At 61.1% G+C, this 21167-nt stretch carries 21 protein-coding genes, 1 tRNA gene and 1 pseudogene; 8 read left to right on the forward strand and 15 right to left on the reverse strand.

From position 1 onward, the window contains the following. A partial coding sequence (locus AC1D1Z_RS18690; protein WP_477851559.1) for a GNAT family N-acetyltransferase occupies nt 1-384 on the forward strand: 384 nt, incomplete at its 5' end. Between the two features lie 6 nt (nt 385-390). Here the strand turns inward: AC1D1Z_RS18690 and AC1D1Z_RS18695 are convergent. Beyond that, nucleotides 391-603: pseudogene (locus AC1D1Z_RS18695) on the reverse strand (glycogen debranching protein); the annotation flags it as partial. Nucleotides 604-937: 334 nt separating this feature from the next. On the opposite strand from AC1D1Z_RS18695, the gene AC1D1Z_RS18700 reads away from it, so the two are divergent. The 3 genes from AC1D1Z_RS18700 (at nt 938) to AC1D1Z_RS18710 (ending at nt 2706) form a co-directional block, all read left to right on the forward strand. Continuing rightward, the gene (locus AC1D1Z_RS18700) at nt 938-2119 is read left to right on the forward strand and encodes an ROK family transcriptional regulator (RefSeq protein ID WP_168298127.1); all 1182 of its coding nucleotides are present in this window, start codon (nt 938-940) and stop codon (nt 2117-2119) included. An 85-nt stretch (nt 2120-2204) separates the two neighbouring features. After that, entirely contained in the window at nt 2205-2498 is a 294-nt protein-coding gene (locus AC1D1Z_RS18705; protein WP_018241542.1) for a helix-turn-helix domain-containing protein, read from the forward strand. A gap of 58 nt (nt 2499-2556) precedes the next feature. Then, on the forward strand, nt 2557-2706 hold the full coding sequence (locus tag AC1D1Z_RS18710; RefSeq protein ID WP_018241541.1) for a hypothetical protein: 150 nt from the start codon (nt 2557-2559) through the stop codon (nt 2704-2706). A gap of 3 nt (nt 2707-2709) precedes the next feature. On the opposite strand, the gene AC1D1Z_RS18715 is transcribed toward AC1D1Z_RS18710, so the two are convergent. Further along, a complete protein-coding gene (locus AC1D1Z_RS18715; protein ID WP_018069423.1) occupies nt 2710-2925 on the reverse strand; it encodes a hypothetical protein in 216 nt (71 codons plus the stop codon). A 179-nt stretch (nt 2926-3104) separates the two neighbouring features. Here AC1D1Z_RS18715 and AC1D1Z_RS18720 point away from each other — a divergent pair, with 179 nt between their 5' ends. Then, on the forward strand, nt 3105-3350 hold the full coding sequence (locus AC1D1Z_RS18720; RefSeq protein ID WP_018241540.1) for a DUF982 domain-containing protein: 246 nt from the start codon (nt 3105-3107) through the stop codon (nt 3348-3350). Between the two features lie 6 nt (nt 3351-3356). Here AC1D1Z_RS18720 and AC1D1Z_RS18725 read toward each other — a convergent pair whose 3' ends face one another. After that, entirely contained in the window at nt 3357-3575 is a 219-nt protein-coding gene (locus AC1D1Z_RS18725) for a hypothetical protein (protein ID WP_018447490.1), read from the reverse strand. Nucleotides 3576-4126: 551 nt separating this feature from the next. On the opposite strand from AC1D1Z_RS18725, the gene AC1D1Z_RS18730 reads away from it, so the two are divergent. Next, entirely contained in the window at nt 4127-4759 is a 633-nt protein-coding gene (locus AC1D1Z_RS18730) for a class I SAM-dependent methyltransferase (protein ID WP_018241538.1), read from the forward strand. 186 nt (nt 4760-4945) lie between these two features. Here AC1D1Z_RS18730 and AC1D1Z_RS18735 read toward each other — a convergent pair. The 7 genes from AC1D1Z_RS18735 to bcsN all read right to left on the reverse strand — a co-directional run bounded on the left by AC1D1Z_RS18735 (nt 4946) and on the right by bcsN (nt 14996). Beyond that, nucleotides 4946-5022, reverse strand: a tRNA-Pro gene (locus AC1D1Z_RS18735). Between the two features lie 98 nt (nt 5023-5120). After that, nucleotides 5121-5789 carry an HAD family hydrolase gene (locus AC1D1Z_RS18740; protein WP_130716127.1) on the reverse strand — a complete coding sequence of 223 codons (669 nt, stop codon included), beginning with the start codon at nt 5787-5789 and terminating at the stop codon, nt 5121-5123. 114 nt (nt 5790-5903) lie between these two features. Further along, complete coding sequence (locus AC1D1Z_RS18745) at nt 5904-8276, reverse strand: cellulose synthase (protein ID WP_446983323.1); 2373 nt, start codon at nt 8274-8276, stop codon at nt 5904-5906. Continuing rightward, complete coding sequence (locus tag AC1D1Z_RS18750) at nt 8273-9319, reverse strand: family 8 glycosyl hydrolase (RefSeq protein ID WP_131703106.1); 1047 nt, start codon at nt 9317-9319, stop codon at nt 8273-8275. The genes AC1D1Z_RS18745 and AC1D1Z_RS18750 overlap by 4 nt, the downstream gene beginning before the upstream one ends. Next, nucleotides 9316-11766 carry a cellulose biosynthesis cyclic di-GMP-binding regulatory protein BcsB gene (locus AC1D1Z_RS18755; RefSeq protein WP_446983322.1) on the reverse strand — a complete coding sequence of 817 codons (2451 nt, stop codon included), beginning with the start codon at nt 11764-11766 and terminating at the stop codon, nt 9316-9318. The genes AC1D1Z_RS18750 and AC1D1Z_RS18755 overlap by 4 nt, the downstream gene beginning before the upstream one ends. Beyond that, nucleotides 11763-13955, reverse strand: a complete 2193-nt coding sequence (bcsA, locus tag AC1D1Z_RS18760; protein WP_446958293.1) for a UDP-forming cellulose synthase catalytic subunit — start codon at nt 13953-13955, stop codon at nt 11763-11765. Before bcsA ends, AC1D1Z_RS18755 begins: the two co-directional genes overlap by 4 nt. Nucleotides 13956-14015: 60 nt before the next feature. Beyond that, on the reverse strand, nt 14016-14996 hold the full coding sequence (gene bcsN, locus AC1D1Z_RS18765; protein WP_477851545.1) for a cellulose biosynthesis protein BcsN: 981 nt from the start codon (nt 14994-14996) through the stop codon (nt 14016-14018). A gap of 321 nt (nt 14997-15317) precedes the next feature. On the opposite strand from bcsN, the gene AC1D1Z_RS18770 reads away from it, so the two are divergent. Further along, complete coding sequence (locus tag AC1D1Z_RS18770) at nt 15318-15632, forward strand: DUF1236 domain-containing protein (protein WP_018070485.1); 315 nt, start codon at nt 15318-15320, stop codon at nt 15630-15632. A gap of 39 nt (nt 15633-15671) precedes the next feature. Here AC1D1Z_RS18770 and AC1D1Z_RS18775 read toward each other — a convergent pair whose 3' ends face one another. Continuing rightward, nucleotides 15672-17318: an ATP-binding protein gene (locus AC1D1Z_RS18775; protein ID WP_477851547.1), complete on the reverse strand. Its 1647-nt coding sequence runs from the start codon at nt 17316-17318 to the stop codon at nt 15672-15674. A gap of 273 nt (nt 17319-17591) precedes the next feature. Here AC1D1Z_RS18775 and AC1D1Z_RS18780 point away from each other — a divergent pair, with 273 nt between their 5' ends. After that, nucleotides 17592-17939, forward strand: a complete 348-nt coding sequence (locus AC1D1Z_RS18780) for a response regulator (protein WP_018447482.1) — start codon at nt 17592-17594, stop codon at nt 17937-17939. Nucleotides 17940-17947: 8 nt separating this feature from the next. On the opposite strand, the gene AC1D1Z_RS18785 is transcribed toward AC1D1Z_RS18780, so the two are convergent. The 4 genes from AC1D1Z_RS18785 to plsX form a co-directional block, all read right to left on the reverse strand. Next, on the reverse strand, nt 17948-18487 hold the full coding sequence (locus AC1D1Z_RS18785) for a MerR family transcriptional regulator (RefSeq protein WP_018447481.1): 540 nt from the start codon (nt 18485-18487) through the stop codon (nt 17948-17950). Between the two features lie 150 nt (nt 18488-18637). Next, nucleotides 18638-18976: an integration host factor subunit alpha gene (locus AC1D1Z_RS18790; RefSeq protein WP_018241528.1), complete on the reverse strand. Its 339-nt coding sequence runs from the start codon at nt 18974-18976 to the stop codon at nt 18638-18640. Nucleotides 18977-19081: 105 nt separating this feature from the next. Continuing rightward, on the reverse strand, nt 19082-20053 hold the full coding sequence (locus AC1D1Z_RS18795; RefSeq protein WP_047621648.1) for a beta-ketoacyl-ACP synthase III: 972 nt from the start codon (nt 20051-20053) through the stop codon (nt 19082-19084). A 20-nt stretch (nt 20054-20073) separates the two neighbouring features. After that, nucleotides 20074-21120: a phosphate acyltransferase PlsX gene (gene plsX, locus AC1D1Z_RS18800; RefSeq protein ID WP_020397442.1), complete on the reverse strand. Its 1047-nt coding sequence runs from the start codon at nt 21118-21120 to the stop codon at nt 20074-20076. Nucleotides 21121-21167 lie beyond the last annotated feature (47 nt).

A 21167-nucleotide genomic window follows, 5' to 3' on the forward strand; every position in this document is an offset into this window, starting at 1 on the left:
GGCGGGTTCGACAGAGACTTGCAGACAAACTGGTGGCCGTTCGTCCGCCAGCAGATTGCGGGACTGGCACCCACCCGTCCGCGCGACGCCGACGTGATGGAACGAATTCAAAATCCGCGCAGCGGAACGGCGTGGCTTCAAGACCAGTATCCGGCGCATCTTCACATCAACATCCTTCCCGGACTTCAGGCAAGCGGTTGGGGACGCAGGATGATCGGCACGGAGCTTCAAGCGCTTCGGAATCACGGGGTCGAAGCCGTGCATCTCGGGGTCGACCCAAACAACGAACGCGCCAAGGGTTTCTACCGTCACCTTGGCTTTTCCGAATTCGAGCACGATGGCTCCGTCGCCTTTGCTATGCGGATTGATCAGGGATTGGGTTGAAGCACTTCCTGGTTTCTGCCAGGCACGGCAAGGCCCTGTCTCGTAGGTATAAGGACCCTTGATTGGCGAAAATCTCACACGCCCAGAGCTGCCTGCTCCCCACAAGGCAAGATCAGCGTGTCCATCTGGATGAATGTCCGCCTGAAGGCGTGGTGCCATAATCGGCAGTAAAACAGGTTGCTCGGCGGAAAGCTGTCCATCAATCGAGGGCTTCATCATGAGCAAATCCTCGGCAGCCAGGTTCAAGGGGTCGGCGGGGCGCAAAAAGGGAAATAGCCAGGTAAGCCTCGGCCGGTTCCTCTTTGGGCGATCTTGGCGAGCGCACGGCTGACCAGACGATACGTATGGCGCATACTTCTACTCGACCCTCTTTATTTCATCGCGCATTTTCATCGCACGTTAATCCAAAGCCTACAGCTGGCCTCCCATTTGTCAAGGACATAGACAAATTACTTACTTCGATGTATTGAATTCCAGTTGGTCTCGATAGTTGCGAACTCAAAATCGCCCCCATTAAGTATGTGCTCCGAACTAATTGGACTGAGCTAGCCGGATGGCAATGACATCTTCTGTCGCACAGACTCCGATCGCACGAAAAATTTCAACCAATGCCGTCATCCGAACCGTGTTCGCCAACGGATCGATCTCTCGCGCCGATATTGCCAAGCTAACCGGCTTGTCAAAGCAGACCATTTCCGATGTCGTGCGCGACCTTGAGGATAACGGCTGGCTGAAACCAGTCGGGCAGACTGATGGTCGCCCGGGCCGGAATGCGATCACCTATGAAATCAATGCCAGAGCGGGACTGGCCGTCTCCATCGATCTCGGGAGCACCAAGATTGCTGCGGCTATTTGCGATCTGTTAGGGAATGTGGTTGCTGAAACCAAAGTATCCACCGATCCGCGCGGCGGAATGCATCTCGTCAATCAGTTCAGTGATCTTATCGTGGAACTCGCATTTGCGGCCGGGACGACTGCCGACAAACTTCGTCTCGTCGTTCTCGGCAGTCCCGGTGTGCTCGATCCGGCCACCGGACATATCAACGTAGCGCCAAGCATCCCCGGCATCGACGCCATAAATCTGCGGCAAGTCTTCAGCGACAGAATGGGGATACCCGTGATCGTTGAAAATGACGTCAACCTGGCCGCGCAAGGGGAGAAATGGCGGGGACACGGTGTCGAAACCAGCAATTTTGCTTTCGTTGCTCTCGGCACGGGCGTCGGCATGGGCATCATCGCCAACGGAACTCTGTTGCGCGGCGCGCGTGGGGCGGCCGGCGAAATCGCCTATCTTCCGATCGGTGGAGATGCTTTTGATCCTGGTGGATTTACGCTTGGAACCTTTGAGAGTGCGGTCGGCAGCGTCGCTATGTTGCGCCGCTACGTCGGTTTCGGCGGGCGTAATGCATCCACCGTGGCCGATCTCTTCGCCGCGTTTAATGCGGGAGAAACAAGCGCCGTGGCCGCAATCGAAGAGACGGCAAGGCTGGTCGCAGTCGCCATTGCTGCGATCGGAGCGGCACTCGATCCTGAACTGGTAATCACCGGTGGCAGCATCGGCGCAAGACCGGAACTCGTAAACGCCATCCGCGGTTTCCTGCCGCGTTGTACGCCTTATCCGCCGCGCATCGAGATCAGTCGCTTTGGGAACCGGGCCGCCCTCATGGGAGGAATGGGAATCGCGGTCGAGCGCATGCATGACGATCTATTTGGGGTAAAATTGAGGGAAGTTTGAAGAGTGTGCGCCTTAGGAAGCGAAACCGGCCAACGTGACAGCGCGGCCACTTGAGAAGCGCTGGAAATGCGCTAGATTTTCGATCATGATAACAGCAACGCAGATACGCGGCGCGCGYGCCATGATCGGAATGAGCATCGAAGAGCTCGCCGCCGCTAGCGGGCTGCCGGTCGAGACCGTGACAGCGCTGGAAAACGGCGAATTCGCGGGCGAGCCGCACGCGCTGTTCGATGTGCGCAGCACGCTCGAGGCGAACGGCATCATCTTCCTGTCGAGCGGCAATCAGGATGAAGGCGGCCCCGGCATCCGGTTACGCGCACGCAGTTCCAGCGATGACGGCATCCGACCGGAAAACCTCAACGCCGCTAACGACGACTGACGGAACCAATCGGTCGCCCGAGCGTTTTGCTGTCCCATAACATATCGGGGGCAATCTCTTGAATCGCAGCAATGGTCTCTACGTCATCATCGGCGTTCTTGTCGTCGCCGTCATCGGCCTCGGCGCCTATATCTTCCACGAGGAAAACAAGCCGCAGGGGATCGAGATGAGCATCGGTAAGAACGGTGTCTCGATCGAACAGAACTGATCTTCAAAGATAGGTTTTTGCAAGGTCGGCGAGTTTGCCGCCGTCCTTCACGCCCTGCCTGTAGAGCTGAATGATGACCGCACCAATCCGCTCGGCCTCCGGCGTCGTTTTGACCAGGCCGCGTTCATCGCAGACCTTGTCGAGCACTTGTGAAAGCAGATCGAGATCTTCCGAAAATAGCGGTAAATCATGCGGATGAATTGATGACCGTAACATCATGCCGCAATCCTCCGAGGGCAAACGCATCCACGCTTGGATCGCCGGCCGCCCTCCGCAACCGTCATAAAGTCATTATGCGCGAGGGCCTGAACTTTAGCAACTGCGCAAATTCCCGTGGGACAAAATTTGGAACAAAATTTTGTCCCACGCGTTGTGGCCGCGTTTTGTAGCAGAAATCCATGAGTGCAGATGTGAGTGAAAAACGCTTTCCCTCCCCCGTCCGGGTCGTTTCTCCAAACAGCAGCCTGATCGTTTCCACCGTCTGGGAGGCCGCCGAATATCTGAAACGGTGGCCGAGCAAGCGTGGGCGCGATTATCGAGTTGCGCGCCAGCACTGCCTGGATGCGCTCGACGGATTGTGCAGCCCGCGCGCAGCACAGACTTCCTTTATCACGGCAGCGAAAACGGCAGGATTGCTGGTGTAACAGGGGTTAGCTGTTGCGGCCGCCCGCGGCGACTCGTTGGGGATGGATGGAGCCTTCCATGATCACCTTGGCGGTAATCTCAATCACCCGCTCCTCGGCGAGTTCGGCAAGCGCGAGGGCGACATCGCCTTCCGACCAGCCGGCTTTGACGGCCTCGTCCGACAGTGCCTGGAACGCGCTGGCGAGGCTCTGCCTGCAAGTTAGATTGTGCTTCATATCCGCCATGCGCTCGACTAGGCTATCTGTGATCGGGATAATGTTAATCTACACATATTCGCGAGAATGCGAAGAGGTTTCAGATTTTTTTCAATCCAAAATTGGGTTGATAACTTCAAAACTGGGTATAGCCTTAACAAAAGGCAACAAATACCGCCTCCCCCACTGAGGGAGTACCAAAAAGAACTAAAGGATTTATTTGCGATGCACTCTCAAAGAGTATTTCATCGCCTTATTTATTTTAAATGGTCGACGCGGCCGGAGCCGATGCAGCGGCCTCTTGGGCCACGAGAATGCGGAAAACCCGAATGCGGCCCGTTTTCAGCATCTTCTCGGCACCCTGTCAATCAGCTTCGGGATCCCGATGGAGCGGGCGTCGGGCGCATTGGAGGATGTCGCGCGCAGTCGGTACAGCCAAACGGCGGGCGCTCCCTTAGCCTAAGTAGCCGCGAACGCCTTCGGTGTTAATCACCTTAATACCACAACGACACCACACTCCCGTCAAAGTCCGCCCTACCATTGCGGTGGCGGCTCACTTCTTCAGATTTTCAGGAGGTAAAATGTCTATCGAACTAGACGCGACTACCTATGTACACGCCAAGCCGGCGACAGCCCATTCCTATATTTTGCCGGCCGTTGTCGATGTTCTCGAGAACAGTTTCCAGGAGGCAAATGAAACGGCAGTCTTCGACCTCGGTTGTGGCACCGGCGGTGCTGCCGCCGTGCTTGCGGAAAAAGGCTATGACGTCGTCGGTGTCGATCCCTCCCAGGACGGCATCGCGAAAGCGAGAACGGCCCACCCTGATCTTTCGCTGGAAATCGGTTCCGGTTACGAAGATCTTTCCAGCCGGTATGGAACCTTCGATGCGGTCATCAGTCTCGAGGTGGTGGAGCATGTCTATGATCCCAAGGCCTTCTCGACCACCATTTACGATCTGGTGAAGCCTGGCGGCATCGCGGTCGTATCGACGCCTTTCCACGGCTACTGGAAAAATCTGGCTCTGGCCGTGAGCGGAAAGATGGACGACCATTTTATGCCCCTCAAGGACCATGGCCATATCAAATTCTGGTCTCCCGAAACGCTCAGCACGCTGYTGGTCGAAACTGGCTTCGAAGACGTCGAATTCGAATATGTCGGAAGAATTCCGTTGCTGGCGAAATCGATGATCGCGATCGCTCAGAAACCGCACTGAAGGCGGCCCCAAGGCCCGCCGCCGTTTGCAATGGCGGCGCTATAGCTCGCCTGCAACATGAACAAATGACATTGTCGTTCGGGACGTTCGGTTCCCGTTTCAGCATTTCTGCCTATGTCTCGTTCCGTTTCCGCCGCTAGCGGGACGCAAAAAATGAGATTCTGACTGGGATTTCAAGGGGATAAATGGTCGGGGCGACTGGACTCGAACCAGCGACCCCTTGACCCCCAGTCAAGTGCGCTACCGGGCTGCGCTACGCCCCGACCTGCCGAAACGGCTTGCTTCGTTTAGTTTTTCAGCGCGTGCAATGCAAGCGGAAAAACTTCGCCTCCAACAAAAAGGAAGCAGTTTGCCGGAATGGTCAGATCGTGGCGAGCTTCAGCCGGCCTTCGGCGGTTTGGATTGGCTGCCATGCCTGGTAGTTGGCGATCGAAAAATGCGGTGTTTCGAAGGGTGTGGCGTGGGTTTCGGTGATGACGGTAACGCCGGCGCCGGCAGCTTCGCCAGCGAGGATGCCGGCGACGGCATCTTCGAAGACCAGGCATTTTTTCGGATCGACGCCGAGGCGGCTTGCGCCGAGCAGATATCCTTCGGGGCTGGGCTTGCCTGATTTGACCTCCTGGCCGCTGACGATGACCTTCGGCATCGGGATGCCGGCGGCGGCCATGCGGCGCCTGGCAAGCTCGATCGGCGCCGAAGTGACGATTGCCCACCTGCCCTCGGCGATGGCGGAGAGGAAGCGGACGGCGCCGGGGATCTCGACGATGCCGGAGACATCCTGCATTTCCTCGGCGAGCAGCAGATCCGCCTCGTGGGCCGGATCGACGCCGGGCAGGCCGAGCCCGCGGATAACGTCGGAGGCGCGGATGCCATGGATCGTCTTCAGGAAGACCTCCGGCTCGAAGCCGTGGCGTCTTGCCCATTCGCTCCAGACGCGTTCGACAACGGCAATGGAATTCAGCAGCGTTCCGTCCATATCGAAAAGGAAGGCATCGTAGGACCTGTCGAGGATGTCATGGAGAGCGGGCACGGGCGTTTCCTTGCGGGTCCACAGCGCGCCGCTCGTCTTTGAAGACGCGCAAAGGACGCTGGGACATTTTGAAGCTAAGCAGGCGAGTAACGGAGAGCGGCGGCAGCGTCAACGTCAGTCGTTGACGTCGGGATGCGTGACGTTTCTAACGTCGGCCAGACCGCGGGCAGCATCGCGGCTGCCAGTCGCAGCAGCGGCTTCGAAGATGCGGGTCGCATCGCCGTACATTTTGAGATTGAGATAGCAGTAGCCGCGCAGAACCATCAGGTCGATACGCTCCTGCTGCAGTTGGGCGCGCTGATCGAGATAGATGAGGGTTTCGCGATAACGACCGGCGTCAAAGGCTGAAAGCGCACGGTCGGCGAGGATCGCCACCTGAAGCTCGGCGGCACGCTGGCGGTTTTGCGGCGCCTTGGTGGCTGCGACGGCGGCATTGCCGGAGAGGCCGGCGCGGAGATAAGCCAGGCTCTGGCCGTAGGCTGCGTCTTCACGGACCTTGCGGGCCGGGCTTCGCAATGCCGCCTCGAAGGCCGAGACTGCCTCCATCGGCCGGTTGATATCCATCAGGCACCAGCCACGCGACAGCGCGTCGGCCGGGCTGAGCTGTCCGGCATCGATTGTCGTCGAGCAGCCGCGCGTCTGGCGCCGACCACGCGGAACGGTCACCGTCTCCATCGCCGGCCCCGCCGCGCGAACGACCACTTCCGACCCCGGCTGCAGGGTGACGCGGCGCTCGGCCGGAAGTGGCTCCGTCGGGGGACGCTGTGTCGGTTGAGCCGGTTGCTGTGCTGCAAGCCCCCCCTTCTCCGGCGGCGGCGTGACGGCGTTCGGCGTCAGGGAGGACGTATCTTCGAGATTGGTGATCCGGCTCGACCGGCCGGCCCAGGAGCGCTGGAGGTCGAGCACGCCCTTGCGGTCGCTCAGCTGCTCGCGGGTGATGACAAGGCCATAGGCGGACGGTTCGTCATCTGGTTTCCAGGCAAGCGCCGTCTCGAACCACCGTGCAGCGGTCTGGAACTGGTTGAGGGAGCGGGCATACCAGCCGAACTGCTGCGCCGTCGGTACGTATTTCCGAGCGATGACCTCGGCGGCAATGCGATGCAGCACGTCTTCGGCCAAATCGGCCGGCGGCTGCAACGCCATCAGGTTGGCGGTGGCGGCGAGATAGGTTGATGTCGCATCCTCGGAATCGGCACGCCAGCGGAACATCACGTCCTCGGCTTCCTCAGGCGCCTTGCGGGCAATCAGCGCCAGCGCTAGCCCCTGCGAAGCAGTGGCCGAATCTTGCTTGGCTCGGGCGGCGCGGAACCACTTCTCGGCATCGGCATCATTGTTGCGGCGAAGCTGGTACCAGCCGAGCAGCAGCGCATCGGAGGCAAGCCCCCCAGTCTCGGCGAGTTTTTCGAGGCGGGCGACATAATCGGGCGCGATGGCGAGATTCGGATCGTCATTGCCCTCGGCCATGAATCGTCGGGCGAGGTTATCGCGGATCGCATCGAATTCCTTGCTGCCGTCGGCGGCAGGCCGCTCGAGTGTGAGCAGTGCCTGCATCGGCTGGTAGCCGAGCAGCGTCGAGGCCTTTTCGACCGTCGCCTGCCGCTCGGCCGGATTGGTGCAATTCTTCAGGATATAGGTGTAGGCATCCTGGCCGCGCTTCGCCCTCTCCGTCTGGATGAAGGCTTCGGCGACGCGCCAGAGAACATCGACCTCGCTGCAGGTGAGCAGGCTCGGTGTTGCGGCGGCAATATCGACCACCGTCGCATATTGCTTGAGGTCCGACGCATTGACGAGGCGGGCACGGGCCTCGGCGACGTCGAGCCGGTCGAGCAGATCGGCCGGCGGCTGCCATCCGGCATCGGCTGCCTGGCGGTCGGCGACCGCCTTGCGCAGCTCCGCATAGCGGCCATCGGAATAGAGTTGCCACATGGCCTCGAGCCGTTTGTCGCCATTCTGCGGCACGGCGAGCGGATCGGCCGGCGGAACCCAGTTCGGGTAGAGCGCCTGAAGGCGGGAGATTTCGGCTTGCAGGCGCACCTTGTCGCCGCGGCTGGCGAAATAACGAAGCGCGCTTTCATCAACGGTAGGCTGCGGCGGCGCGGCGGCCTGTGGTGGAGCCTGTGGCTCGGAAACGATGGGGGGCGTGACCGGCGCCGGCTGGACGGCCGTCTGAGGTGCCACAGGTTGCGGTGCTACGGGCGGCGAGACTGCAGGCTGCCGTGCTGCGGCATTCGGCACGGGTGTATCCAGTGCTGGCGGTGACGGGGATGTGATCGCCTCGATCTTGTCGGCCACCAGCTGCGCATTGAATTGGGGATTGCCGGCGGAAGCATCAGTCGGCTTGATGCGGCCCATCATCATCAGTTCCGGCGCCGGCTTGGCGGCAGATCCAAGGCCGAACCTTTCCTGCAGAGCGGCACGATCTTTCAGCCCGGTGACGAGGGTCGCCACCACGACTGCCGCTGATACCGCCACGAGAGAAGACTTCACAGACACTCCGGATGCTTCTCCCCGATATAGGCCAGTCCCAGCAGCTGAAGCGTGGACGGATAATAGAGTGCGGGCGCAAATTGCAGGGCCGAACCCGGCAGCTTGGTCCCGTCGAGTACACAGGCCACAACATCGTTAACAATTCGATAACCGGGGTCCGGCAGCACGGTCTTCGGCCGGCCGGTGGTCAGATCGATGGTCGCGGGAACACCGTCTTTCGACATCCCCTGCTGCAGACGGGTCAGCAGGGCCTTGTCGGTGACGCCGCCGCGAACGAGATAGAGCGGGATGCGGATGGCGTTATAGGCGAATTCGGCGTCGAAACCCTGCGCAGGCTGCGGCTGGCCGCTGAGACTGACCCATTCGGCGGGAAGCTTGCGCGGGCCGAACTGCATCGTCTTCAGCAGCGCCACGCCATCTTCCGACAGTTGTTTCCAGGCATCCGACGGAGCGAGCGCCGCCATCACCGGGATAGCCTCGTAAATCCAGTAGGACGGGTTGACGACGGGACCGTCGTCACGGTCGGTGCCGGTAAACCCCTCGCTTCCCGGCAACAGGAGTGTGTGGCCGGCCGAGCGCACAACGGTTTCGGCAAGCAGCGCCTGCGCCATGCGGGAGGCGGCGAGGATATAGTCCTCGCGTTTCCACGCCGTGCCGGCCAGCGCCAGCGCATAGGCGATCAGCATGTCGCCATCCGAGGCATTGTTGGTATCGGAGACGTGCGGCTTGATGTTTGGATCCCATTTCCAGACGGCCAGGCCATCGTCGCGCAGCAGCAGTTCGGTGCGGGTAAAATACCAGATCTGTTCGAAATCGGCGGGGCTTGCCGAGAGATAGGCGAGCAGCATGCCGTAGCCCTGCCCTTCGCTATGGCTGATATTGCCGTTGCCGTTATCGACGATGCGGCCGGTCGCATCGAGAAACTTCGCCTTGTAGGCCGACCATGCGCCGGCATTGATCATCGCCTGCTGCGCAACGGCGGGCGTTCCCGCGGGAGCGAGYGCGACCGATGCCGCAAACAGGAGCGCGCGTAACCGTCTCATTTCGACCGACCCAGCCTTCCGAGCATGCTCGAGGTGGTGATCCCGATCAGCAGTACAAAGACGACCAGCAGGAAGGCATAGGAGAGGATATTCGTCGACAGCCAGTTGGCGGCGATCAGGCGGAAATTGGCGATCGACCACGGGGTGGACGGCACGAAATCAAAGCGGGTGACGGGCACCGTGTCGATCTTTCCAGTTTTGCTCGAATAGGTGGTGATGTGGCCTGATATCTGCGGCCAGTTCAACTGCTCGGTCAGGACCTCGAGCCCCGCGCGCAAATCCTTCGCCGACGGCGCCGTCACCACCGTCCATGAGCCCGCTCCCGCGGGGCTGGAGCCCTGGGCAACCATAAGCGTGGCGGCGTTGGGCGGGGTAAAGATCTCCTCGGCGCCGGGAACGAATTGCAGCGAACTGCGGGAGATATCGAAATTGCGCGACAGCCACTCGCGGAAAGCAGTGATCCGGCTGCGCAGGACACCGCCGCTGACTTTGGAGTTCCACTCTTCGAAGGCCGTACCGGTGTCGACGACGCCCGCCTGCGTTTCGACGACGGGGCGCCACGAGGCCTGGCTCGCCGTAGAGATATTGGTCTGCGTCAGCGCGGTTGCCGGCATCTGCGAGATGGAACCGATGAAGATGGCGTCGCGATCGCCGATCATGTTCGGCGAGGCGACGGTTTCGACGGCGATCGGATGGCCGGCCGTGATCGCCATCTGGCCGAGCAACGTGGCGGCGGCCGAAAGTGTGTCGGCATCGACGCGGTCGATAAAGAGCGGCGTCGGCTCCGTGGCCCGACCATAGGGATAGGCGGTGCCGGCCATCGCCGCCAGATTCGGACGCTGGCCGACGCGGGCGAAATCCGGAATCTCCAGCTCTGATGTATCGAACAGGGCAAAGCGCGGGGTGGCGCCGGCGGTCGCGCCCGGCGCGCAGGCGGCATCGTCCTTGGTCATCAGGATCGCCTCGATCGCCACCGAATTGAGACCTGGCTTGAAGTGCCGCATCGTCACGCGGATCGGCAGATGGCGGAGAATACCGCCAGTGGTCGTGGTGATCGGTACGGTGGAGGCGATGTTGTCGTTGACGTAGATATCGATGTGGCTGCCGGGCAGCACGTTGTCGGTATAGGCGGCGTCGAGCAGCACCTTCGCCTCGCCATAGGCATTGGCATAAAAATCCGCCGGCACGGCAATATTGAAGCTCGTACGCAACCGCCGGCCGGAGAATTCGGTGGTCTTCACACCGAGCTGAGACAGGGCGATATTCGTATCGGAAAAGACCAGCGGCGCGTTCGGCGCGCTCCAGCGCTCGGTGGTCAGCACGTCGCGGCGAACATCCGAGGACCGGTCTGTCGGCGAGACGATAGTGTCGATCGCCGAGGAGACCGCCTGCCAGGAGGGGCCGCTGATCAGAAGTAGCGGCGAGCCGCTGCGTGGGTCGGTGACGAAAGCGGCGAGTGCCGCACTTTCAGCGCCGGGCGGCAGACCAGGAAAGAGCGGCCGCAGCTCCGCCGCGGTGCCGACGAGCACACTGAGCTTGCCAGGGCCGGCGGCCGGAAGCGAAGCGGTGCTGAAGGCAAAGATCTGGTTCGGCATGCTGCTCAGCACCGACAGGCCCTGCGCCAGCCGCAGCAGCGGCTTGGTGGTTCCCGGCTGCTCCAACGCGGGGACAACGATGTCGAACTCCGTCTTGCCCGCACCGTCAACGCCGATGGCGCGGATTGCGTCGGCGCTCGCCAGCTGGGCAACGTCCATGCCGGCAAAGCTCAGATAGGTTCCGGCCGGATCGATATTCGACCACAGTTCATAGGTGGACTGAATGCTGCAGTCGGTTCGGTGGCGCTGGCCGGCTTCGAAGGTGACGAGATTGGCGCCCGGCTGCAGCAGACCAGTTGGAACCTCGAAGGTGACGGTCGAAGGGCCATCCGGTGAGCCGACGCGCTGCTGGCCGATCGGGCGATTGTTGAGATAGACGGTCAGCGCCGAGGCCTCGGGCGCGACGACGATCGAATTCTGGTAGGCGAAGGTGAAGCTTGCCTTGGCCGCCGCCTGCTCCGGTGTCAGATAAATAGACCATGACCGGCGATCGTATTCACCGCCGAGGCCGAGTTTCGAAAAGGGCACGACAAAGCGACGGACATCGCCGGCACGCAGCGGCGCAGCGCTGTTTGCCGCCGCTCCTGGCTGGAGCGCGGGCGGCTGCGACTGCGGTGACTGGACGGCGATCGGCGGAGGAACGGGAGCAGGAGCAGGAGCAGCCGGGGTTGCAGGTGCGGGTAAGACGGAAACCGGAGGCGCGGTGGCTGCGGACGGCGTGGGCGGCGTCAACCTCGGGGCAACAGACGCACCGGGCGGCCGTTCGCCGGACATGTCGAAGGGTGCCGTCTGCGCCTGGGCGAAGGCGGAGGCATTCAGCAGGAGAAGCGAGGCGGCGACGATCCTTCTCATCCGGCGTTGACCTTTGCCGCCTGCTGCTGGGCTTCTCGCTCCGGCCGCATACTGCGGAAGAAGTAAACGAGGCCGCGGCTCGTCTGGTAGAACGACATGCCGAGAAACCAGATGGTGCCGCGGATCAGGCCCGGATTGCGGCGGCGCGAGGCCTGGAACTGGGTCCACTGGTCAGAATTGGCAAACATCAGATCGGCGATCAGGCGATGGTCGAGCGCGCTTTTCGGCACGTACTGGCAACCGACATTGCTGATGTCGCCCGACGGCTCAATGTTGCGGACGATGAGCGGCAGGGTTTCCAGATCCGCGCCGCTATAGGGCCGGAAGCGGATTTCGCCGACGGCGCCGACCAGCATCTCGTCGAGATGCTTGTTGAAGATGTGCAGTCTTGCGCCGTGAACCGAAACATCTTCGATCGAGGCCGTGTACCACTTGCCGTTGGCGCCGAATTCGCAGCGCCGGTTGACGCGGACGCGACGGGACGAGGCGCGCTCGCCGCGCTCCGACACGACACCAAGTGCGCAGCCGGCCATGATCAGGTTGATGAGATTCCATCCGCCGACGACGAGCGTGACGTCGGCCTTATAGGGTTCGGCGTAGATCTTGTAGATGGTGATGACGAGCGCGACGATCTGCACCGCAAAGATGACGAAGAACGGCCGGCTGATCTCCGACAGACGGCTGACGGCGATCGATTCGTCCTTGGCGGTGACCTTGAAGGTCGGCTTCCTCGGATTGAGCATAACGGAGACGACAGCCGGCAGCAGATGCACGGTCTGGACATATTCGTAGAGCTCGGAAATCCAGGGCCAGCGAAACGACCCGTAGAGGTAGTTCTGCATCATCAGATTCACGAGCATATAGGCGAGCGTATAGGCAAGGAACTCGCCGCCGGAGGCGGTGAAGATCTCCAGATCGAAGAACAGGTAGAAGAGCGGCGCAAACAGGAAGATCGTGCGCGGGAACGGGAAGAGCCAGAAAAGCGTGGAGGACATGTAGCAGAAGCGCTGCGGGATCGTCAGGCCGCGCTTCAGCAGCGGGAAGCGGAAGCGCAGGATCTGCATCATGCCCTGCGCCCAGCGGCTGCGCTGGCCGATGAAGCTTGCAAAGGTGGCCGGCTGCAGGCCGGCGATCAGCGGCTTGTCGACATAGATGCTGTTCCAGCCGCTGCCATGGAGCGCCAGCGCCGTCTCGCAATCCTCGGTGATGCTGATGCCGCTGAAGCCGTTCTGGGATTCGAGCGCCCTGCGGCTCAGAACCGCGGCCGAGCCGCAGAAGAAGGCGGCGTTCCACTTATCGAGGCCGCGCTGGATGATGCCGTAGAACATCTCGTTCTCGCTCGGCATCTTGTCAAAGGTGCGCAGGTTGCGCTCCAGCGGGTCGGGATTGATGAAGAAGTGCGGGGTCTGGACAAGGAAAAGCTTCGGATCGTCCTCGAAGTAACCGACGGTCTCGAGCAGGAAATCGCGGGCCGGCGCGTGGTCGGCATCGAAGACGGCAATGAGTTCGCCGGTCGAAAGTTTCATCGCGTTGTTGAGATTGCCGGCCTTGGCATGCTCATTGCGGTCGCGCGTGAGGTAGCTGACGTCGAGATCGTCGCAGAGCTGCTTCAGCTCGATATGGCGGGCAGCAGCAGCCTGGGCTTCGAGCAGCTTGCCGGAGTTGCGCTTCTGCAAGGTGCCGCCGTCGTCGAGCAGCCAGACATGCAGCTTGTCGGCCGGATAATCCATGGCCTTGGCGGCGGCCAGCGTGTTTCCCAGCAGGCCGGCATCCTCGTTGTAGGATGGCACGAAGACGTCGACATGAGGGAAACGCTCATTCTTGGCGGCACGCGAGGGGCGCGACGGCAGCGGCGTCGCGACGATGAAGAGGCTGAGAGCCAGCATCGCAACGCTATACATTTCGGCAAGATAGAGCAGCAGGCCGGGAATGAAATTCTCAGGCTGGTTCAGAGGCGGCAGCGTATTGGTGGTGCGCCAGTAAACATAGCGCAACACGATCGATGTGCCGAACGCGAGCGCCACCAGGCGCCACGTCCCCTCGCCCTTCAGCACCTTGATCAGCGCCATCACAGTCACGACCGTGATGCTGGTGATGAGCTGGGTCTGCAGGTTGACCGGCAACGTGATCAGCACGATCATGCAGAGCGAAACCACGGCCCATATGATGACACTGCGGGCTTTGCGCATTGACGTTCCTTCGAAATTGCTCAACCGGGGCACCAACTGGCGCCCGCGGGCATGCATGCTCTATCTCCGGCAGGCAGCCGTCATGGCCGCGTCGCCTATGCAGTCCGGCGAAGGCACGGTGACGCCGATCGCCCTTACCGATTGTTCGATTGGCGCGGCGGCCGCATCCGGCCTTGCGCTCGTCTGCGGCGGCTCGCCCGGCAGCGGCACGCGCGGGCCGATGGCTGCAGGCACCGATGCGACGCCTTGAGCCGGTTGCGAGGTCGAGGCGCTGCGAACGGCAGCTGCCCGCGGCCGGCTGACTGTGGCCGGCGCCGGCTCGTAGCCGATCGGCATCGGGCTGGCGCGATAACCGCCCTCGTCCGGATAGATCGGCTCGCCGGTGCGTCCGAGCGCACCGTCGGCGGACGGCGGATTGCCGTAAGGGTTCCAGACCACGCCATCGAAGGTGCCTGATATGGTGTAACCATAGACGATGCCGAGCAGCTGGCGCTCGCTCGCCCTCGCATCGCAAAGGCGCAGGCGCAGCTGGATCATGCCGAAATTGCGCGCCTGGGTATTGGCAGCAGTGCTCKAGCGGATCTGCTGCCAGGCATAGACGCAGGTGTCGCCGGCCCGGCTGCGGCCGGAGGCGTAACCGAAGGGGCCATAGGCGTTCTGCAGGAAGGTCGCCGACGTCGCCATCGGCACGCTAGGGGCCGAACGGGCCACCTCGCGGGCAATGCCGCTCTCGTTGATCATGCTGAAGCCCGCATTGCCGGTGCCGGGGTTGGCCCCGGAGGCGCCGAAGAACTGGACCTTCAGGAAATTCTGACCGGGCACGGAGGATGACGTAAACAGCGAGATCGTCTGCTCGACGCCGTTTCCACGCTTGCGCTCGACAACACTGACGATCGACGGACCGCCCGGCGGCGGCAGGACCAGCGCTTTTTCCGGCGCCACGGTTTCCGGCCCGGAAGGCTGGCGTACACCGCCCGTCGATGTGCAGCCGGCCATCATGCCAGCCACTGCCACCAGCGATATCGTCTTCCGCAAGCGCATGTCTCGAGCCGCAATCGCCTTTTCAGATATCCATTCGCAAACCGAAACGCGACGGACCTTCGAATCAACGACCACCTGGCCGTTCATCCGACATAAATCGCCAACATGGTTAACGAAGAGTAAAGAACCGGCCGCTGATGTCACCGGACGAACTCTCACTGAACGTTATTCGGACAACTCAACCCAATGATGTGGAAATCAATTTAGCAGCAACTTAATTGCTTTGATTGCGCCTGTCTTCCGCTGGGCGAAAAGCCCGTGGGGAACTATGCCGCATGGCCGGCGTTGCCTTGATCTGGGATAGGAAAAGGAGAACATCCCATGCGCAAGACCATGCTGGCTGCGGCCGCCATACTGACCATCAGCTCCGCCGCCTTCGCGCAGAGCACCGTCATCGTCACAGATCCCGCACCGACCGGCTCCGTCGTATTGCCCGGCGAAGTGCGCACCTATGTGATGGAGCAAAACACGCCGTCCGTCGTCTATGACGGCGATATCGTGGTTGGCACGACGCTGCCCGATACCGTCGAAGTGCACACAGTGCCTGACATGGACGGTTACGGCTATACCGTCGTCAATGAGCGGCGCGTTATCGTCGAGCCGAAGACCCACCGTATCATCCAGGTGCTGGAATAACACGATCGGGAATTGTGGACGTGCGGCCGTATTCCGGCTTCACGTCCGCTCGTCTCCCACCCTCRCCGGTACATTCAAAAGTTCGCGGATCTTATGAGCCAGCTGCTCCAGGCTGAAGGGCTTGGCGAGCAGGGAAACGCCATGATCGAGCACACCATTGTGGACGATGGCATTGCGGGTGTAACCCGTGGTGTAAAGGATCCGGATCGTCGGCCATTTTTCCTGGACGACATCGGCAAGCTGGCGTCCGCTCATCTGCGGCATGACGATATCGGTGAAGATCAAATCGACTGCCGGATTTTCTTCGAGCAACAGAAGCGCCTCTATGCCGCTTGCCGCCTGCAATACGGTGTAACCGAGTTCATGCAGGCTTTCGGCCGTCATAGTGCGGACGTGCTCGTCGTCTTCCACCACCAGGATCGTATCATTGACGCTGCCGTGAGGAATCGGCTGGGTGCCGGCGGCGCCCGACCGGGCGTCCGTCGCGCCGACATGACGGGGAAGATAGATCTTCACCGTCGTGCCCCTGTCGATCTCTGAATAGATCTTGATGTGGCCGCCGCTCTGCTTGATGTAGCCGTAAACCTGGCTGAGGCCGAGGCCGGTGCCTTTGCCGGGTCCCTTGGTCGTATAGAAAGGGTCGAAGGCGCGCTCGATCACCTCCGGCGACATGCCGGTGCCAGTGTCAGTTATGCTGACCATTACATATTGGCCCGCCTCGACCTCCGAATGCATGCGCGAATATCGCTCGTCGAGTTCGGTATTGGCGGTCTCGATCGTCAGATTTCCGCCGCCCGGCATAGCGTCGCGAGCGTTGACGGCAAGGTTCAGGATGGCATTCTCGAGCTGGCTCAAATCGGCAAAGCTCGGCCACAGACCGCCGGCAAGCACGGTCTCGATCCGGATCTGCTCACCGAGCGTGCGCCGCAATAGCTCAGACATGCCGCCGACCAGCTTGTTAAGGTCGATCACCTCAGGGGCGAGCGGCTGCTGGCGCGAGAAAGCGAGAAGACGCGCGGTCAGTACCGCCGCCCTCTGCGCGCCGTCTTTGGCATTCTGGATGGAGTAAAGCAGGCGGGGATCCTCGCTGCCGCTCAGGCGCCGCTGGGCGAGGTCGAGGTTGCCGATGATGATCGCCAACATGTTGTTGAAGTCATGAGCGACGCCGCCGGTCAGCTGACCAATCGTCTCCATCTTCTGCAACTGGCGGACCTGCGCCTGAGCGGCGGCATTCTCTTCCATCTCGTGCCTGAGCTCGGCAGTGCGTTGGACGACTGTCTCTTCGAGGCGCGTGTTGAAGCTGTTGAGCTCACTGCGAAGGCGGCTCTGCCGCTCATGTGCGATGATGATCATCTCCATCAGGCCGACGATGATCGCGGCATTGACGAGATAAGTGGAAAGACCGACCCATTGCCCGGCGCTGACCGGCCAGAAGATGTTGTGCGGCTCGACGAAAAACTGCTGGACGATGAAAGCGGCAAGCAAGGCCGCAACCAGACCCGGCCCGGCCCCGCCTATGAAACTCGCGAGCAATATCGCCGGGAGGAAGCTGAGGAAGGGAAAGCCGGAGAGAGCGTCGCTGGCGGCAAGCCTCAGAAGAAAGGTCAGGCCAACGAAGGCAACGGCCAGCGGATAGGTAAAACCCGGCCTGTGACGCAGCCAATCCGTGGCACTCAGCAAATCCATTCGACACCCCTTCTTACAGCACCGGCATGTCTTTTCAGACGCGCAAAGGACGCTGTAACACTTTGGATAACTGCATAATTTTATCCAGAGATCGATTCCGATTTAAGGAATTATGCAGTCGCCGTTGCGGAGACGGCATCCCAGCTTTTGCACATCAAATTTCACCGGGCAATATGCTGTTTCTTGCAGTGCCGGGCACGACGTCTTGACGAGCGGTGCAAGCGGTCCACATAAATCTCCATGCCCGGCGAGGGGAAATGGGTGGACGGGATCATGAAAGACATATTCATCGTCGAAGACGACGCGCTGATTGCCATGCTGCTCGAGGACATGCTTGCCGATCTGGGTTACCGGGTCTGCGCCAGCGCGCCCGATCTGGAGCGGGCGCTGGCAACCGCCAGGGATACGGAGTTCGACGCTGCAATCCTCGACGTCTCGCTTGCCGGGCAGAGTTCGCTGCCGGTCGCAAAGCTGCTCGACGAACGCGGCAAACCCTATCTCTACGCGACGGGATATGGCACTGCACCTGATGGCAGCAGCCCAAGCACGTTGCCCGTGCTGCAAAAACCCTTCCAGCTCAGCGAACTCGAACAGGCGATGAAGCGGCTTACCGAAGCCTGAGCTCCTGTTCAGCGCACCTGATCGAGCAGACGCTTGCATTCCAGGAGGTCGTAGAGCGCCTCCTGCAGCAGCGCCCTGTCTTCCTTGCCGACGCTCGACTTGCCGATCGAGACTTCCTGCTCGTCGTCTCCAGCGACGAAATTGAAGAACCGGCGGGTGATCGGCGGCTTGGCGCGGCCGACAATCTGGTCTTCGTCGGCCATGCCGACGCGCGGTTCCCCGCCAGCCGTATCCTGCACGCCCGACGCAAGCGCCTCGACGCTGGCGAGGTCGCCATGACCGACTGATATGACGAACTTGTTGCCGTTGGTCTTCAGAAGCTTCTGCACACCCTTGATCGTATAGCCATGATCATAGAGCAAATGCCGGATGCCCTTGAGGAGATCCACATCTTCCGGCCGGTAGTAGCGACGGCCGCCGCCGCGCTTCATCGGCTTTATCTGGGGGAAACGCGTCTCCCAGAAGCGCAGCACATGCTGCGGCAGATCAAGATCGTCTGCGACTTCGCTGATAGTGCGAAAGGCATCGGGGCTCTTGTCCAACGTCATACTGCTACGCGACCTCGCGGCTCGATCCAACGGCGACTCATCATATTTCAACGGTTTGGCGCCGACAATTCAAGTCATGTCTCGACGTTGCGCACAAGGATGGACAGTGCGAGAGAGAAAAAAACGCCGTTCCGAAACGAGATGCCGATATCAGGGAGCCGGATTCAGAGGCTTCAGCTTGATCTTGCGAGCGACATGCGCCTTGAGGATGCGCGTCTTCAGCACGTTCGACGCCTTGAAGGTCATGACCCGGCGGGGGGAAATCGGAACCTCCTCGCCGGTCTTCGGATTGCGGCCGATTCGCTCGTTCTTGTCGCGCACCTGGAAGGTGGCAAAGGAGGAAAGCTTGACGGTTTCACCACGCACGATGGCGTTGCAGATCTCGTCGATGACGGTTTCGACCAGTTCGGCAGATTCGGTCCGGGACAGCCCGACCTTTCGGAAAACGGATTCCGCCAGGTCTGCTCGCGTCACTGTCTTTCCGGTCATGGTTTCCCCGCCCATACAAAATATTTTGTGAAATCGCACGAAGAGTATTTGTCTTGCGCCTTACGGTCAAGCTCTTGTTCGCCGCCAGTTTTTTAGGATTCGTGCCTACCAGCGCAGCAGAACCGCACCCCAGGTAAAGCCGCCGCCCATCGCTTCGAGCATCACAAGGTCACCCTTCTTGATGCGGCCGTCGCCGGCAGCGGTCGCAAGTGCCAACGGGATCGAGGCGGCCGACGTGTTGCCGTGCAGGTCGACAGTGATGACCACCTTCGCGGCATCGATGTTCAGCTTCTTCGCCGAACCGTCGATAATGCGGCGATTGGCCTGATGCGGCACCAGCCAGTCGAGGTCATCGGCGGTGGTGCCGGTCGAATCGAATGCCGCCTGGATAACGTCGGTGATCATGCCGACGGCGTATTTGAAGACCTCGCGGCCTTCCATGCGCAGCTTGCCGACAGTACCCGTCGTCGACGGTCCGCCATCGACATAGAGCTTTTCCTTGTGCGAGCCGTCGGAACGCAGATGTGCGGTCAGCACGCCGCGATCGGCAACGGTGCCCTCGCCTTCGGTCGCTTCGAGTATGATCGCGCCGGCACCGTCGCCGAAAAGCACGCAGGTGGTGCGGTCGTTCCAGTCGAGAATGCGCGAAAATGTTTCGGCGCCGATGACGAGAACGCGCTTGGCAAGCCCGCCGCGGATATAGGCATCCGCCGTGGTAACCGCATAGACGAAACCGGTGCAGACGGCCTGGACGTCGAAGGCGAAGCCATGGCTCATGCCGAGGCGGTTCTGGATGTTGACCGACGTTGCGGGAAACGTGTTGTCCGGCGTCGAGGTGGCGCAGATGATAAGATCGATATCGGCAGGCGTCAGGCCGCCATTGGCAAGGGCTGCGCGTGCGGCGGCCTCGCCGAGCGACGCCGTCGTTTCGTCATCGCCGGCGACATAACGCTGGCGGATGCCGGTGCGCTGGACGATCCATTCGTCCGATGTGTCGACGATGGCCTCCATGTCACGATTGGTTATCACGCGCTTCGGAAGCGCTGCTCCGAACCCGCGAACCACTGAACGGATCATCTTTGATTGAACCCCATCGCTCATGCCGCTTCCGGGCCCATCGGGGGCAGCCGCTTGGCGTGATATTTCTTAAGATCGTTTTCTATTTTCTGATTGAGGCCGTTCTTGGCCATGTCGTAACCGACTTCAATGGCGGCGGCGATGCCTTCGGCATTCGCCCCGCCATGGCTCTTGATAACGATGCCGTTCAACCCGAGAAACACGCCGCCATTGACCTTGCTCGGATCGAGCTTCTCGCGAAGCATGTCGAATGCACTTTTGGCGAACAGGTAGCCGATGCGGGCCAGCAGCGTGCGCGACATGGCGGCACGCAGATATTCGCCGATCTGCTTGGCGGTGCCTTCAGCGGTCTTGAGCGCGATATTGCCTGAAAATCCTTCGGTGACGACGACGTCGACTGTGCCCTTGCCAAGGTCGTTGCCCTCGACGAAGCCGGAATATTCGAGCGAATCGATGTTCGCCTCGCGCAACAGCCGGCCGGCTTCCTTGACCTCTTCCTGGCCCTTCATCTCCTCGACGCCGACGTTCAGGAGTCCGACCGTCGGACGTTCAACCTCGAAAAGCGCGCGCGCCATGGCGCCGCCCATCAGGGCAAAATCCATCAGCTGCTGCGCGTCGGCGCCGATCGTCGCGCCAACATCGAGCACGATGCTCTCACCCTTCAGCGTCGGCCAGATCGCAGCGATCGCCGGACGCTCGATATTGGCCATGGTGCGCAGACAGAATTTCGCCATCGCCATCAGTGCGCCAGTATTGCCGGCCGAGACCGCGACATCGGCGTCACCCGTCTTCACCGCCTCGATCGAGCGCCACATGGTGGAGATATAGCGGCCACGGCGCAGCGCCTGGCTCGGCTTTTCATCCATGGCGACGGCAAGCTCGCAGTCGTGAAAGAGCGATTTTTCCTTGAGTTTCGGAAACTTGGCGAGAACCGGATCGCACTGTTCCTTGAGACCATAGAGAACGAAGGAAATATCCGGATGCCGATCCAGCGCCTTGGCGGCGCCGGGGATGACAACTTGGGGACCAAAGTCGCCACCCATGAGGTCGAGAGATATTCTGATCACGCGTCCCTGATCCTTCTTTTCGCCGAGGGCGAAATTTCGGCCAAAAT

The organism is Rhizobium sp. P1_E1 (assembly GCF_056406015.1).

Coding starts and splice junctions, on each gene's coding strand:
- AC1D1Z_RS18700 (WP_168298127.1), top strand. CDS start 938: ATGGCAATGACATCTTCTGTCGCACAGACTCCGATCGCACGAAAAATT.
- AC1D1Z_RS18715 (WP_018069423.1), bottom strand. CDS start 2,925: ATGATGTTACGGTCATCAATTCATCCGCATGATTTACCGCTATTTTCG.
- AC1D1Z_RS18720 (WP_018241540.1), top strand. CDS start 3,105: ATGAGTGCAGATGTGAGTGAAAAACGCTTTCCCTCCCCCGTCCGGGTC.
- AC1D1Z_RS18725 (WP_018447490.1), bottom strand. CDS start 3,575: ATGGCGGATATGAAGCACAATCTAACTTGCAGGCAGAGCCTCGCCAGC.
- AC1D1Z_RS18755 (WP_446983322.1), bottom strand. CDS start 11,766: ATGAGAAGGATCGTCGCCGCCTCGCTTCTCCTGCTGAATGCCTCCGCC.
- bcsA (WP_446958293.1), bottom strand. CDS start 13,955: ATGCGCAAAGCCCGCAGTGTCATCATATGGGCCGTGGTTTCGCTCTGC.
- AC1D1Z_RS18770 (WP_018070485.1), top strand. CDS start 15,318: ATGCGCAAGACCATGCTGGCTGCGGCCGCCATACTGACCATCAGCTCC.
- AC1D1Z_RS18780 (WP_018447482.1), top strand. CDS start 17,592: ATGAAAGACATATTCATCGTCGAAGACGACGCGCTGATTGCCATGCTG.
- AC1D1Z_RS18785 (WP_018447481.1), bottom strand. CDS start 18,487: ATGACGTTGGACAAGAGCCCCGATGCCTTTCGCACTATCAGCGAAGTC.
- AC1D1Z_RS18790 (WP_018241528.1), bottom strand. CDS start 18,976: ATGACCGGAAAGACAGTGACGCGAGCAGACCTGGCGGAATCCGTTTTC.
- AC1D1Z_RS18795 (WP_047621648.1), bottom strand. CDS start 20,053: ATGATCCGTTCAGTGGTTCGCGGGTTCGGAGCAGCGCTTCCGAAGCGC.